The following is a 14,268-nucleotide window of genomic DNA, read 5'->3' as shown; positions in this document are numbered from 1 at the left end:
GATCTATTCGTTATAGCAAAGCTGCCGGGTAAAGCAATGTAGATTTACCATCATTGTCACTCAAGTGTTTGAATACTAAAGAAATTTTCCTATAGTCATGAGCGGAACGGAGGCATTTCCGGTACAATGCTGTCCGATATGAACTCCCCTGCCAACTTATTTGCGACCGTCCCCAAGCGGTCTGCCCGCGCTGCCGTGGCGCCTTTCCTGCCGATGTCCCGCGCCGAAATGGACGCGCTCGGCTGGGACGAGTGCGATGTCATCCTCGTCACCGGCGACGCCTACATCGACCATCCGAGCTTCGGCATGGCGCTGGTCGGCCGCCTGCTGGAGGCGCAAGGCTTCCGCGTCGGCATCATCAGCCAGCCGGACTGGCACTCGGCCGACGCCTTCCGCGCGCTCGGCAAGCCGCGCCTGTACTACGGCATCACGGCCGGCAACATGGACTCGATGGTCAACCGCTACACGGCCGACCGCAAGATCCGCTCCGACGACGCCTACACCGCCAACGGCGAGCCGAACAAGCGTCCCGACCGCGCCGTCACCGTCTACGCCCAGCGCGTGCGCGAAGCCTACCCCGGCACGCCGGTCGTCATCGGCTCGATCGAGGCCTCGCTGCGCCGCATCGCCCACTACGATTATTGGTCGGACAAGGTACGCCGCTCGGTGCTGACCGATTCCAAGGCCGACCTGCTGATCTTCGGCAACGCCGAGCGCGCGCTGGTCGACCTGACCCACCGCATGGCCGCCGGCGAGGACATCAAGTCCATCCGCGACCTGCGCGGCACCGCCTTCATGGTGCCGGCCGGCTGGTTGCCGGGCGAGGACTGGGGCGTGCACAACAGCACCCGGGTCGACGTGCCGGGCAAGATCGACACCCATCCGGACCCGTACATGATGGTGCAGGCCAACTCCTCGTCCTGCGCCACCAGCAACGGCGGCGCCGAGGCCGAGGTCAACGAAGGCATGGTCGAGCCCAAGCCGGTCGAGGTGGTCAAGACCATCCGCATCATGAGCCGCGAAGAACGCCAGGCCATGGCCAGGGAAAAGCACGACAAGACCGTGGTGCGCCTGCCCTCGTATGAAACCGTCAGCACCGATCCGGTGATGTACGCCCACGCCTCGCGCGTGTTCCACCTGGAATCGAATCCCGGCAACGCCCGCGCCATGGTGCAGGCGCACGGCGAGCGCGACGTCTGGCTCAATCCGCCGCCGCTGCCGCTGCGCATGGACGAGATGGACGGCGTCTACGACATGAACTACGCCCGCGCGCCGCACCCGTCGTACGGCAAGGCCCGCATCCCGGCCTGGGAAATGATACGTTTCTCGGTCAACATCATGCGCGGCTGCTTCGGCGGCTGCACCTTCTGCTCGATCACCGAGCACGAGGGCCGCATCATCCAGAGCCGTTCCGAGCCGTCGATCCTGCGCGAGATCGAGCACATCCGCGACAAGACCAAGGGCTTCACCGGCACCATTTCCGACCTCGGCGGCCCGACCGCCAATATGTACCGGCTGGCCTGCAAGGATCCGAAGATCGAGCAGTCGTGCCGCCGCCTGTCGTGCGTGTACCCGTCGATCTGCGTCAACCTGGGCACCGACCACAGCAAGCTGATCTCGCTGTACCGCAAGGCGCGCGCCATCCCCGGCGTGAAGAAGATCCTGATTTCGTCGGGCCTGCGCTACGACATCGCCGTGCGTTCGCCGGAGTATGTGAAGGAACTGGTCACCCACCACGTCGGCGGCCTGCTGAAGATCGCGCCCGAGCACACCGAAGAGAACACGCTGTCGAAGATGATGAAGCCGGGCATCGGCGCCTACGACGAGTTCAAGGAAATGTTCGACCGCTTCTCGCTGGAGGCGGGCAAGAAGCAGTACCTGATCCCGTACTTCATCGCCGCCCACCCGGGCACGACCGACCTCGACATGCTGAACCTGGCGCTGTGGCTGAAGAAGAACAACTTCAAGCTGGACCAGGTGCAGACCTTCATGCCGACGCCGATGGCGATGGCCACCACCATGTACCACACGCGCAAGAACCCCTTGCACAAGGTGACCGAGGATTCGGAAAACGTCGAAACCGCGCGCAGCGGCAAGATCCGCCGCACGCACAAGGCTTTCCTGCGCTACCAGGATCCGGAGAACTGGCCGATCCTGCGCGAGGCGCTGGTGGCCATGGGCCGCGGCGACCTGATCGGCAACGGCGACAAGCACCTGATCCCGAGCTGGACCGCCGGCGAAGGCGGCCTGTCCGACCCGAGCCGCCGCACGCCGTCCGGCCCGGCGCCGGCTGCCAAGGGCGCCAAGTCCGGCATCGTGGCCTCGGCCCAGCCGCAGCAACGCGGTCCGCGCGCCAATGCGCTGACCGGCTCGCTGACGGCGCGCCAGTCGCTCGACACCAAGCCGCGCGCGTCCATCCTCGACACCATCAAGGTCAAGAAGCCGGCCCGCGGCCCCGCGCCGCCGCCGCGCGGACGCAAGTAGCATGAAAAAAAGCAGCGGTCTTCATCCTCGCTGCTTTTTTTTCGCTTTTTCCCCTAAAGAAATGTTGTTAAATACCCCCATCGACGCAATTGCATGGATAATTCAGTCCTGCTCCGGCGATGTGCGCAGTCCGCTTGCGGCTACACTGATTGCTCCGCAGACCTCATTCTGTGAACTGGAAGATCATGAAAAATTTTAAATTCTCGTCCCTGTTGCTGGCTCCCCTGTTCGCCGTGCTGGCGGCCTGCGGCGGTGGCGGCGGCGGTTCCTCGACGCCGTCGGTGCCGGTGTTGAAATCCATCACCGTCACGGCGGCCAACTCGACCATGCCGATCGGCACCAGCCAGACGCTGACGGCCACCGGCACCTATTCGGACAACAGCACCAAGGCGCTGAACACGGCCAGCGGCGTGGTCTGGACCTTCAAGGGCACGGGCGCGGTGGCGAGCATCTTCTCCAGCGGCGTGGTGACCGCCAAGGCGGTCGGCAGCGACACCTTCACCGCGACCCAGGACGGCATCTCCGGCAGCGTCACGCTGAGCGTGATCGCGCCGTGGACCAACGTCGTGGCCGGCGGCCTGCAGACCATCGCCCGCAAGGCCGACGGCAACCTGTACAGCTGGGGCTCGAACATCCGCGGCCAGCTGGGCGACAGCACCAGCCTGGACCGCAACACGCCGGTGCTGGTATCCGGCGGCAGCACGATCTGGAAGCAGGTGGCGGTGGGCGAGCAGTTCGTCGTTGCGCTGCGCACCGACGGCACCATCTGGTCGTGGGGCTTCAACCAGAACGGCCGCCTGGGCGACGGCACAACGGTCGACCACGCCACACCGGCCAAGATCGGCAAGGACACCGACTGGGCCTTCGTCGCCGCCGGCAAGGGCCACGCGTTCGCGATCAAGACCAGCGGCGCGCTGTACGCCTGGGGCCGCAACTTCAACGGCCAGCTGGGCGACACCACCACCATCGACCGGCTGGTGCCGACCAAGATCGGCACCACGCTGTGGCAAACGGTAGCCGCCGGCGACACCCATTCGCTGGGCATCCAGAAGGACACGCAGAATCTGTACGGCTGGGGCGGCAACGGCAGCGGCCAGGTCGGCAACGGCGGCCTGGTGGATATCTCGGCGCCGGCCAAGCTCGGTTCATCGACCTGGTCGTCGGTGTCGGCCGGCAGCCTGCATTCGGTGGCGATCCGCGCCGACGGCTCCCTCTACGCCTGGGGCAACAACGCCAGCGGCCAGCTCGGCAACAACGGTTCGGCCAACGTGTCGGCGCCGGTGCAGATCGGCGTCGCCAACAACTGGGCGGTGGTCTCTGCCGGCACCGCGCACACCATGGCGGTGACCCGCGACGGCCAGCTGTGGGGCTGGGGCAGCAATGCCGAAAGCCAGCTCGGCAACGGCGGCCCGGACACCCCGACGCCGGTACAGATCGGTACGGCGACCACCTGGATCTCGGTCAGCTCTGGCGCCGCGCACAGCTTCGGCCTGCGCTCGGACAACTCGCTGTGGGGCTGGGGCCGCAACGCCGAGGGCCAGCTGGGCAACGGCAGCAACGCCCAGCAGCCGGTCCCGGTCAGCATCCCCAACTAAGCGACCCGGGGCCCATACGGCGGACGGCAGGCGCAAGCCTGGCCGTCCGTTGCTTTTTGTGCGCGGCCGATGGCGGAGAGTCACGATTTCCGGGCTGAAACAGCTACACTATATCCAGTTCATTTCCCTCGGGACCCTCGGTGCGATTACGCGATGTTGCCTGCGCTTTGACGATTCCGGCCCCGCGCCGCGGCGGCGCGGTATGGCTGGCGCTGCTGCTGGGCATGGCCGGCGCCGCCGACGCGCAGGAAAAAGTCACCTTGCAGCTCAAGCACGCGCACCAGTTCCAGTTCGCCGGCTACTACGCCGCGCTGGAGCAGGGCTATTACCGCGAGGCGGGGCTGGACGTGCGCATCCTCGAAGGCAGCGACGGCAACCAGCCGGAGCGCGACGTCATCGCCGGCAAGGCCGAGTACGGCGTCGGCAGCAGCGGCCTGCTGCTGGCGCGGCTGGCCGGCAAGCCGGTGGTGGTGCTGGGCGTGATATTCCAGCATTCGCCGTACGCGCTGGCGATGCGCCAGACCGCCGCCGACCCGGACATCCGCCGCCTGATCGGCAAGCGCGCGATGGTCGGCTCGCTGACCGACGAATTGAGCAGCGCCGACGAACTGCTGGCCTACCTGCTCAAGGAAGGCGTGCCGCCCACCAGCTACCAGCGCGTCGAGCCCAGTTTCAATCCGGACGACCTGGTCAGCGGCAAGGTCGATGCGATGGCGGTCTTCACCACCAACGAGCCGGACATCTTCGACCGCGTCGGCTTCCCCTACGATATCTACAGTCCGCGCGCGGTGGGCATCGATTTCTACGGCGACAACCTGTTCACCAGCGAGCACGAGATCGCCAACCATCCGGCGCGGGCGCGCGCCTTCCGCGCCGCCAGCATGCGCGGCTGGCAATGGGCGATGAGCCACCAGGAGGAGGCGGCCGACCTGATCCTCACCAAGTATTCGCGCCGCAACGACCGCCAGCACCTGCTGTACGAGGCGCGCCAGATGGTGCCGCTGGTGCAGCCGGTGCTGGTGGAGATCGGCTACATGAACCCGGAGCGCTGGCGCCACATCGCCGACGTGTACGCCGGGCTGGGCCTGCTGCCCCGGCAGGCCAATTTCGACGGCTTCATGTACAACCTCGACAACGGCCGCACCAGCCTGCTGTGGCTGTACCGCGTGCTGGGCGTGGCCGCGCTGCTGCTGGTGCTGGGCGCGGCGATCCACTTCAGCCTGCTGGCGCGCGAACGCAAGCGCGCGCTGGAGGCGATCCGCAAGGGCGAGCAGCGTTTCCGCACCATGTTCGAGGCGTCGCCGCTGGGCATCGCGCTGATCGATTCGATCACCTATGAATACCGCGACATCAACCCGCGCTACCAGGAAATCGTCGGCCGCTCGCAGCAGGAGCTGAGCGCGATGAAATGGCTGGAGGTGGGCCACCCGGAGGACGTGGGCCAGGTCAAGGCGCAGATGGCGCTGCTGACGGCGCAGCAGATCGACAACTTCAAGGTCACCAGCCGGCTGTTCCGTCCGGACGGCGGCATGACCTGGATCGAAGTGTCGATCACCGCCATCGAGACCGAGCAGGGCAGCCATCCGCACCACCTGTGCATGATCGAGGACGTGACAGCCAAGAAGCAGAGCGAGACGCTGATCTGGCAACAGGCCAATTTCGACACCTTGACGCAGCTGCCGAACCGCCGCATGTTCCACGACCGGCTTGCGCACGACATGCTCAAGAGCCAGCGCGACAAGTCGCGCATCGCCATCCTGTTCATCGACCTCGACCACTTCAAGGAAGTCAACGACACGCTGGGCCACCACCAGGGCGACATCCTGCTGGTCGACGCGGCGCGCCGCATCAGCGCCTGCGTGCGCAAGTCGGACACGGTGGCGCGGCTGGGCGGCGACGAGTTCACGGTGATCCTGTCGGAGCTGGGCCACGATGGCGGCGAGCGGGTCGAGACCATCGCGCAGAACATCATCGACAGCCTGCTGCAGCCGTTCGAGCTGGGCCAGGAGCAGGCCTTCGTCTCGGCCAGCATCGGCATCACGCTGTACCCGGACGACGCGCTCGACATCGACGACCTGCTCAAGCACGCCGACCAGGCCATGTACGCGGCCAAGGGCGCCGGCCGCAACCGCTTCAGCTATTTCACGCCGACCTTGCAGGTGGCCGCGCTGAACCGCATGCGCCTGACCAACGACCTGCGCGGCGCGCTCAAGGGCAAGCAGTTCGAACTGTATTTCCAGCCCATCGTGCACCTGAGGACCGGCCGCATCCACAAGGCCGAGGCGCTGATACGCTGGAACCACCCGCAGCGCGGCGTCGTCAGTCCGCTGGAATTCATTCCGCTGGCCGAGGCCAGCGGCCTGATCATCGACATCGGCGAATGGGTGTTCCGCGAATCGGTGCTGTGGGTCAAGCGCTGGCGGCAGGAGCACCATCCGGCGTTCCAGGTCAGCGTCAACCAGTCGCCGCTGGAGTTCCAGCGCGAGGACGGTTCCTACGACGCCTGGCTGCAGCACCTGCGCACGCTGGACCTGCCGGGACAGTCGGTGGTGGTGGAGATCACCGAAGGCTTGCTGCTGGACGCCAACACGGCGGTCAGCAACAAGCTGCTGCAGCTGCGCGACGCCGGCATCCAGGTGGCGCTGGACGATTTCGGCACCGGCTACTCGTCGCTGTCCTACCTGAAGAAGTTCGACATCGACTACCTGAAGATCGACCGCAGCTTCACCCGCAACCTGGCGCCCGATTCCAGCGACATGGCCCTGTCGGACGCGATCATCGTCATGGCCCACAAGCTGGGCCTGCGGGTGATCGCCGAAGGGGTGGAAACGCCGGAACAGCGCGACCTGCTGGCCGCCGCCGGCTGCGACTACGGCCAGGGCTACCTGTTCGCCCGCCCCATGCCCGCTGAGCAATTCGACGCGCTGCTGAGGGCCCAGCCGCCGCTCAACTGAGCAGCATCCCTCTTTTTTCGCCCGGAACGGAGATAATAGCTATCTCTTTGCGCTATCAATAGTTAAAACGTATTGAAACTATTGGAACAATCAATTTCGCAAATGAGTCAAAACGCCTTACACTGGCGTCTCAATGATTCACAACCCAACGAGGAAACCACAATGTCTCTGATCAATACCCAAATCAAACCATTCAAGGCAACGGCATACGCAAACGGCAAGTTCATCGACGTGAGCGACGAGTCCCTGAAGGGCAAGTGGTCCGTCTTGATGTTCTACCCAGCCGACTTCACCTTCGTGTGCCCGACCGAACTGGAAGACCTGGCCGATCACCAGCCTGAATTCGCCAAGCTGGGCGTGGACGTGTACGGCGTATCGACCGACACCCACTTCGCCCACAAAGCATGGCACGACACCTCGGACGCGATCAAGAAAGTGAACTATCCGCTGATCGGCGACCCAACCGGCACCCTGTCGCGCAACTTCGAAGTGATGATCGAAGAAGAAGGCCTGGCCTACCGTGGCACCTTCGTCATCAATCCAGAAGGCAAGATCAAAGTGCTGGAAGTGCATGACAACGGCATCGGCCGCGACGCTTCCGAACTGCTGCGCAAGGTCAAGGCAGCGCTGTACGTGGCATCGCACCCAGGCGAAGTTTGCCCAGCTAAATGGACCGAGGGCGCAGCTACCCTGACCCCATCGCTGGACCTGGTCGGCAAGATCTAAGTCTTTGAACAAGACTGCAGCACACAAGTAGTTACCGCGATGCCGGTCCGGGCGTCCGGCCCGGCATACGCCTAAATATTTGTAGAAAAGGAAAAAATCATGTTAGACGCAACTCTCAAAACCCAGTTGAAGGCTTACCTGGAAAAAGTGGTACAGCCGATTGAGATTGTCGCCTCTCTCGATGACAGCGCCAAAGCCCGCGAGATGGAAGAACTGCTCCAGGAAATCGTCCTGTTGAGCGACAAGATCACGCTGGTCAAGCGCGCCGACGACGCCGAACGCAAACCGTCGTTCAGCATCAACCGCCCAGGCACCGACATCGGCGTGCGTTTCGCCGGCGTACCGATGGGCCATGAATTCACTTCGCTGGTGCTGGCGCTGCTGCAGGTCGGCGGCCACACCATCAAATTCGACGACGCCGTGATCGAGCAGATCCGCAACCTGGAAGGCGATTACAGCTTCGAAACCTTCATCTCGCTGACCTGCCACAACTGCCCGGAAGTTGTGCAGGCGCTCAACGCGATGTCGGTGATTAACCCGCGCATCAAGGTCACCACCATCGACGGCGGCGTGTTCCCGAAAGAAGTCGAGGAGCGCCAGATCATGGCCGTGCCGATGATGTTCCTGAACGGCGAGCACTTCGGCCAGGGCCGCACCAACGTCGAGGAAATCCTCGCCAAGCTCGACACCAACGCCGGCGTGCGCCAGGCGGCCGAGCTGAGCAAGAAAGACGTGTTCGACGTGCTGATCGTCGGCGGCGGCCCCGCCGGCGCGGCCGCGGCCATCTACGCCGCCCGCAAGGGCATCAAGACCGGCGTGCTGGCCGAGCGTTTCGGCGGCCAGGTGCTGGATACCCTGGCGATCGAGAACTTCATCTCGGTCAAGGAAACCGACGGCCCGAAATTCGCGATCGCGCTGGAGCAGCACGTCAAGGAATACGACGTCGACATCATGAACACGCAGCGCGCCAGCAAGCTGGTGCCGGTCGGTAAGCTGGTCGAGGTGCAGACCGCTTCCGGCGCCGTGCTCAAAGCCAAGTCGGTGATTGTGGCCACCGGCGCCCGCTGGCGCGAAATCAACGTGCCGGGCGAGAAGGAATACCGCAACCACGGTGTGGCCTACTGCCCGCACTGCGACGGCCCGCTGTTCAAGGGCAAGCGCGTGTCGGTGATTGGCGGCGGCAATTCCGGCGTCGAGGCGGCGATCGACCTGGCCGGCCTGGTCAAGCATGTGACGCTGATCGAGTTCGGCGCGGAACTGCGCGCCGACGCGGTGCTGCAACGCAAGCTGCACAGCCTGAAGAATGTCACCGTGATCACCTCGGCGCAAACCACCGAGATCCACGGCGACGGCAAGATCGTCAACGGCCTGAGCTACACCGACCGCAACAGCGGCGTGTCGCACAAGGTCGAGCTGGAAGGCGTGTTCGTGCAGATCGGCCTGGTGCCCAATACCGAATGGCTGAAAGGCACGGTGGCCCTGTCGCGCCACGGCGAGATCGAAGTCGACGCGCGCGGCCAGACCTCGGTGCCGGGCGTGTTTGCCGCCGGCGACGTCACCACGGTGCCGTTCAAGCAGATCATCATCGCCACCGGCGACGGTGCCAAGGCGGCGCTGTCGGCCTTCGATCACCTGATCCGCTCGGACGACGAGGAAGTGGTGGCCGAGTCGGCCCAGCAGCAGGCGATGACGGCGTAAGCGCCGGCAGTGCGAAAAGGGCCGCTCTCAGCGGCCCTTGTTTATATGACGAGGTCGGCGCTGGCCTGCTTGGCGCGCAGGGCCATGGCGTTGCGGTGGCGCGCGCGCAGGCGCGCGTCGGTGATCAGCTTGCCGATGGTCTCGCCGATCACCATCACCACGCCCAGCAGCGGCAGCACCAGCATCAGCCCGGCCACGCCGGCCACCGAGCCGCCGATGAAGATCATCAGCACGGTGATCAGCGGATGGATGTGCAGGCTGCGGCCCAGGGTCAGCGGCATGAACACGAAATCGTCCAGCAGCCGCACCAGGATGAACACGCAAATGGCCAGGTAGGCCACCGACGGATCGGACGGCGCGTCGGTCGAGGCCACCATCACCACCAGCACGCAGCCGACGATGGAGCCGACGTACGGCACCCACGCCAGCATCGCCGCGATCAGCCCCAGCACCAGCGGCGACGACACGCCGATCGCCCACAGGCCCAGCGCCAGCACGGCGGTGTCGAGGATGGTCAGCTTGATCAGGCCCTGGAAATAGCGGTGCGCAGTCTGGTCGACCTCGTGCAGCAGGCACAGCGTTCTTTCAAAGAAGGCGTTCGGCACCGCGCGCGCGAGGAACTTCTTGAAGCGCAGGCCGTCGCGCAGGAAAAAGAAGGTCAGGAACGGCGCCAGCAGCAGCGACGGCAGCCAGGCCGCCACCGACACCAGGATATCGGTCAGGTGCTTCTGCACGAAGCTGCCGGTGAAGGCGCTGACGCGGCTGTTGACCGTCCGGGCCAGCTTGATCTCCTTGAGGATGGGGAATTGCCGCTCCAGCGCCAGCATCGTGTGGCGCACGAACTCCAGGCCGCCGGTCATGTATTTGCCCAGCATTTCCTGCCACGGGTCGGAGGACGGGCCGAAGTCCCAGAACACCGCCACCAGGATCGCGCTCACCAGCAGCAGCACGAACACGCCGCCGACGATCAGCGTGGCGGCATTGTGGCTGACGCCCATGCGGATCAGGCGCTGCATCGGCGGCTGCAGGATGTAGTACAGCACGATGCCCAGCAGGAAGGGAATCGCCAGGAACAGCATCTGCTGCAGCAGGAACAGCAGCACGCAGGTGGCGGCGATGATGCCGCTCCACACCACCGGGCCGGCGCGTTGCTGGGTGGGCAGCAGGTTCATAAAGCCTCGACTTGCGGCTTGCCGGTCATCCAGTCGCGCAGCCGGCTGCCGATGTGGCGCGCCAGGGCCAGCGCGATCTTGTAGCCGATGACAGCGTCCGTTTCCATCAGGCCCATGAAGTCGGCGCGGAAGAAGACCGCCAGCTCGCAGTTGTCCAGCGCGCGGGTCTGGGCGTTGCGCGGCGAGTTGTCCAGCAGCGCCAGGTCGCCGAAGAAGGCGCCGGGCGACAGTTCGGTCACCACTTCGCGCGTGGCGCCGAACTGGCGGCTGATGATCACCCGGCCGGACATCACCAGGTACAGCGCCTGCCCTTCCTCGCCCTCGTCGAAGATGATTTCGTCGGCCAGGTAGCGGCGTTCGTGCATCAGGCCGTCGACGATCTTCAGTTCAAGCGGCGTCAGCGTGGCGAACAGCGCCGATTCCTTCAGGCGCAGCAAACGCGGCGACAACTCGGGCGATTTGAGGAAACCAAAGATCAAGGGAACTCCGTGCAGGGGACGTGGGCCGGGCCGGCTCAGCTTTTATCGTTCCCATGATAACTTAAAGTTGCACGGTAGCGGCCAGCGGCAACGCCGGGTCCAGGTGGCTGGTCAGCAGGATGCACTGGCGGGCAAGGCGCCCGGGCGCCGCCAGCTGCCCGCGCAGGTAGGCCATGGCGTCGGCGTCGAGGCCGTTGAAGGGCTCGTCGATCAGCAGCAGCCGCACCGGCAAGGCCAGCGCCAGCGACAGCTGCATCTTCTTGTGCTGGCCCAGCGACAGCGTGGTGACCGGCTGGTCCAGCGCGTGCAGCAGGTGGAAGGCGCGCAGTTCGGCGTTCAGCAGCGCCGGGTCGGTGTTGGGATAGAGCGACAGATGCAGGTCCAGCATCTCGCGCAAGGTCAGCCACGGCAGCTGCGGCGTGTCGCCGCCGCAGTAGTAGCACTGCAGCCGGTAAGCCAGCGGCTGGGCGCGGATCTCCAGCTGGTCCAGCGTGATGGTGCCGGCATGCGGCGTCAGCGCGCCGCCGGCCAGTTTCAGCAGCGTGGTCTTGCCGGCGCCGTTTTCGCCGCGCAGCCAGGTGATGCCGGCGCCCAGGCGCAGGTCGAACTGGCGGAACAGCGGATGGCTGGTGTATTCGAAGCTCAGTTTTTCCATGCTGAGCACGGGTTTCAATTCCATAATTCGCTTCCGATGGCGGTGAGGATGACGATGGCGCCGATGACCAGGCCGACGCGGCCGCGCACGCTCAGGCGCCGCAGCGAGACCACGGCGATCTGCGCGCTGGTGGCAAAGCACAGCCAGACGGTGGCGACGGTGGTGCTGTAGCCGGCGCTGGTTGCGCGGCCGGCGTGGCCCAGCGTCAGCAGCGCGAACCAGGCCAGCACGCACAGGCCGGGCAGCAGCGCGAACAGCATGGCGCGGCGGAACAGCCGTTCCGCATTGATCGGCCAGGCGCCGGCGACCGGGCGCAGCAGCAGGATTTGTTCGGCCACCGCCTTGTCGCCGCGGTCGGTCAGCAGCATCAGCGTCAGCGCCGCGCACAGGCCCCACAGCGCCGGCGGCACGACGGGCGGATGCCATAGCCAGACGCCGATGCTGAGCAGGGAGGCCAGCAGCAGCAAGGTCTGCTGCATGCCGATCACATTCTCCGCGCGCCAGAAAGGCAGCCAGAATAGCTGGCGCCAGTAATAAAAAGCCGTGGCGCCGCGCCGGCGCGGCAGGTAGGCAGTCGGCGCGGGCCGCGCCGGGCCGGGCTTGCGCGCGGCCGGCAGGCGGGCGCGCCAGGCCAAGGTCAGCGTCGAGATGACCCAGGCCAGCAGCAGCGAGGCGATGGTCAGCAGCAGCGCCCGCGGCGCCACGGGCCGCAGCCAGTCCGGCCATTGGTACAGCCAGATCGCGGTGGACACGGCATAGGCCAGCGACAAGGGGCCGACCAGCATGCCGGCCACCGCCGCGTTGGCGCCCCACTGCGCGCGCGGCGGAATCGGCAGCGGCCGGCTCCACAGCAGCACGTCGGCCGGCAGCAGGCGCTTGCGCAGCAGCCACACCGGCGCGCTGGCCAGCAGCGTCTGCCCGGCGAACAGGCCCAGCGCCTGCGGCCATGGCTGCGTCGCCGCAAACAATCCCGGCAGCGCGACACAGGCGATCAAGCCGATCATCACCGGCGCGAAACCGAGCAGGATGTACTCAAGCGAACTTTGCAGGCTGGCCGCGAACCGCACCAGCGCATGATGCGCGATGCGGGTGCGGAAACGCAGATAGGGAGGAAAAGCAATCATGTGGGAAGGATAACACTCACAAGATTAGCCAGGACTTAATTGGGTGTAAATGGGTGTATTATCGGTTACATGCTGCGCACAGATACTCTGCACATTACGCCGGAGATCCTGAATCTGATTGCCCGGATCGACGAATTCAAGGGCGCCTGGCGCGCTTTGGGCAGGCTTGCGCCAGACCGTTTATCCGCGCTGCGCCGTGTCGCCACCATCGAGAGCATAGGCTCATCCACCCGCATCGAAGGCAGCCGGCTATCTGACCGCGAGGTGGCGCAATTGCTGTCCAACCTCGACATCAAGTCCTTTGCCACGCGCGACGAGCAGGAGGTGGCGGGCTATGCCGAGCTGATGGATGTGGTGTTCCACTCCTGGCAGGACATGCTGGTCAACGAGAATCACATCAAGCAGTTGCACCTGATGCTGTTGCGTTATAGCGAAAAGGATGAGCGGCATCGGGGTGAGTACAAGACCAGCGCCAACAGCGTGGCTGCTTTCGATGCGGACGGTAGGCAGTTGGGCATTGTGTTCGAGACGGCCACACCGTTCGACACGCCGCGCCTGATGCGGGAACTGGTGGAATGGACCGCGCAAGAGTTGCGTCGTACGAAACTTCATCCTCTGCTGGTGATCGCTATCTTCGCCGTGGTCTTCCTGGAGATCCATCCATTTCAAGATGGTAACGGGAGGCTCAGCCGCATAATGACTAGTTTGCTGCTGCTGCGCTCCGGCTATGCCTATGTTCCCTACAGTTCGCTGGAAAGCGTCATCGAAGCAAATAAGGAAGCCTATTACGTGGCCCTGAGGCAGACCCAAGCCACGATCCGCAGTAATGCGCCAGATTGGCAGCCATGGCTGTTGTTCTTCCTGCGCTCTCTTGCCGAACAAGTACGCCGGCTGGAGAAGAAGATAGAGCGGGAACATATAGTGCTGGCGGCATTACCCGGCTTGTCGTTGCAGATAGTGGAGTTCGTCCGCGAGCATGGACGGGTGACGATGGCCGATGCGGTCCGCCTCACTGCGGGTAATCGCAACACCTTGAAGCCGCATTTTCGAAACCTGGTCGAGCGCGGCCAATTGGTCCAGCGCGGCAGCGGACGCGGTACCTGGTATGAATTGAAATAACGGGAGCGGAAATGATTAAGGGCCCGACGAATCGGGCCCTTAAAGGAATTTGGCGGAGCGGACGGGACTCGAACCCGCGACCCCCGGCGTGACAGGCCGGTATTCTAACCAACTGAACTACCGCTCCAAATTCGTTTGTCTGTTTTCCTTGGTGGGTGCTGAGAGGGTCGAACTCCCGACCTACGCCTTGTAAGGGCGCCGCTCTACCAACTGAGCTAAGCACCCAGAAAACATATCAGCGTTTCATCACTACTGTGTTGCA

At 64.7% G+C, this 14,268-nt stretch carries 11 protein-coding genes and 2 tRNA genes; 7 read left to right on the top strand and 6 right to left on the bottom strand.

The window, feature by feature from the left end; all coding sequences use genetic code 11:
• The first annotated feature begins 213 nt into the window (after positions 1–213).
• From ACSQ3S_RS00715 to ahpF, 6 genes are all read left to right on the top strand, one after another.
• Positions 214–2,484 carry a YgiQ family radical SAM protein gene (locus tag ACSQ3S_RS00715; protein WP_218087869.1) on the top strand — a complete coding sequence of 757 codons (2,271 nt, stop codon included), beginning with the start codon at positions 214–216 and terminating at the stop codon, positions 2,482–2,484.
• 1 nt (position 2,485) lies between these two features.
• Positions 2,486–2,683, top strand: a complete 198-nt coding sequence (locus ACSQ3S_RS00710) for a hypothetical protein (RefSeq protein WP_436141318.1) — start codon at positions 2,486–2,488, stop codon at positions 2,681–2,683.
• Entirely contained in the window at positions 2,670–4,079 is a 1,410-nt protein-coding gene (locus ACSQ3S_RS00705) for a hypothetical protein (protein WP_436141317.1), read from the top strand. The genes ACSQ3S_RS00710 and ACSQ3S_RS00705 overlap by 14 nt, the downstream gene beginning before the upstream one ends.
• 224 nt (positions 4,080–4,303) lie before the next feature.
• A complete protein-coding gene (locus ACSQ3S_RS00700) occupies positions 4,304–7,033 on the top strand; it encodes an EAL domain-containing protein (RefSeq protein WP_436144976.1) in 2,730 nt (909 codons plus the stop codon).
• A gap of 162 nt (positions 7,034–7,195) precedes the next feature.
• Complete coding sequence (ahpC, locus tag ACSQ3S_RS00695; protein WP_176653407.1) at positions 7,196–7,759, top strand: alkyl hydroperoxide reductase subunit C; 564 nt, start codon at positions 7,196–7,198, stop codon at positions 7,757–7,759.
• Positions 7,760–7,858: 99 nt separating this feature from the next.
• Entirely contained in the window at positions 7,859–9,457 is a 1,599-nt protein-coding gene (gene ahpF, locus ACSQ3S_RS00690) for an alkyl hydroperoxide reductase subunit F (RefSeq protein ID WP_353401567.1), read from the top strand.
• A 41-nt stretch (positions 9,458–9,498) separates the two neighbouring features.
• Here ahpF and ACSQ3S_RS00685 read toward each other — a convergent pair whose 3' ends face one another.
• The 4 genes from ACSQ3S_RS00685 to ACSQ3S_RS00670 form a co-directional block, all read right to left on the bottom strand.
• Positions 9,499–10,629 carry an AI-2E family transporter gene (locus ACSQ3S_RS00685; RefSeq protein ID WP_176653409.1) on the bottom strand — a complete coding sequence of 377 codons (1,131 nt, stop codon included), beginning with the start codon at positions 10,627–10,629 and terminating at the stop codon, positions 9,499–9,501.
• The gene (locus ACSQ3S_RS00680; protein ID WP_176653410.1) at positions 10,626–11,108 is read right to left on the bottom strand and encodes a cyclic nucleotide-binding domain-containing protein; all 483 of its coding nucleotides are present in this window, start codon (positions 11,106–11,108) and stop codon (positions 10,626–10,628) included. Before ACSQ3S_RS00680 ends, ACSQ3S_RS00685 begins: the two co-directional genes overlap by 4 nt.
• 61 nt (positions 11,109–11,169) lie before the next feature.
• Entirely contained in the window at positions 11,170–11,787 is a 618-nt protein-coding gene (locus ACSQ3S_RS00675) for an ABC transporter ATP-binding protein (RefSeq protein ID WP_436141316.1), read from the bottom strand.
• Positions 11,778–12,887 (bottom strand): hypothetical protein, encoded by a 1,110-nt coding sequence (locus ACSQ3S_RS00670; RefSeq protein WP_436141315.1) that lies wholly within the window; start codon positions 12,885–12,887, stop codon positions 11,778–11,780. The genes ACSQ3S_RS00675 and ACSQ3S_RS00670 overlap by 10 nt, the downstream gene beginning before the upstream one ends.
• A 69-nt stretch (positions 12,888–12,956) precedes the next feature.
• On the opposite strand from ACSQ3S_RS00670, the gene ACSQ3S_RS00665 reads away from it, so the two are divergent.
• Positions 12,957–14,006, top strand: coding sequence for a Fic family protein (locus tag ACSQ3S_RS00665; RefSeq protein WP_413447740.1), 1,050 nt, complete (start codon positions 12,957–12,959; stop codon positions 14,004–14,006).
• Positions 14,007–14,056: 50 nt separating this feature from the next.
• Here ACSQ3S_RS00665 and ACSQ3S_RS00660 read toward each other — a convergent pair.
• Both ACSQ3S_RS00660 and ACSQ3S_RS00655 read right to left on the bottom strand, forming a co-directional pair.
• A tRNA-Asp gene (locus ACSQ3S_RS00660) sits at positions 14,057–14,133 on the bottom strand.
• Between the two features lie 22 nt (positions 14,134–14,155).
• Positions 14,156–14,231, bottom strand: a tRNA-Val gene (locus tag ACSQ3S_RS00655).
• Between the last annotated feature and the right edge of the window lie 37 nt (positions 14,232–14,268).

It is taken from the genome of Duganella sp. LjRoot269, from assembly GCF_964254095.1.
Classification (GTDB): domain Bacteria; phylum Pseudomonadota; class Gammaproteobacteria; order Burkholderiales; family Burkholderiaceae_D; genus Rugamonas; species Rugamonas hordei.
This window is presented reverse-complemented; position numbering and strand designations above follow the sequence as displayed.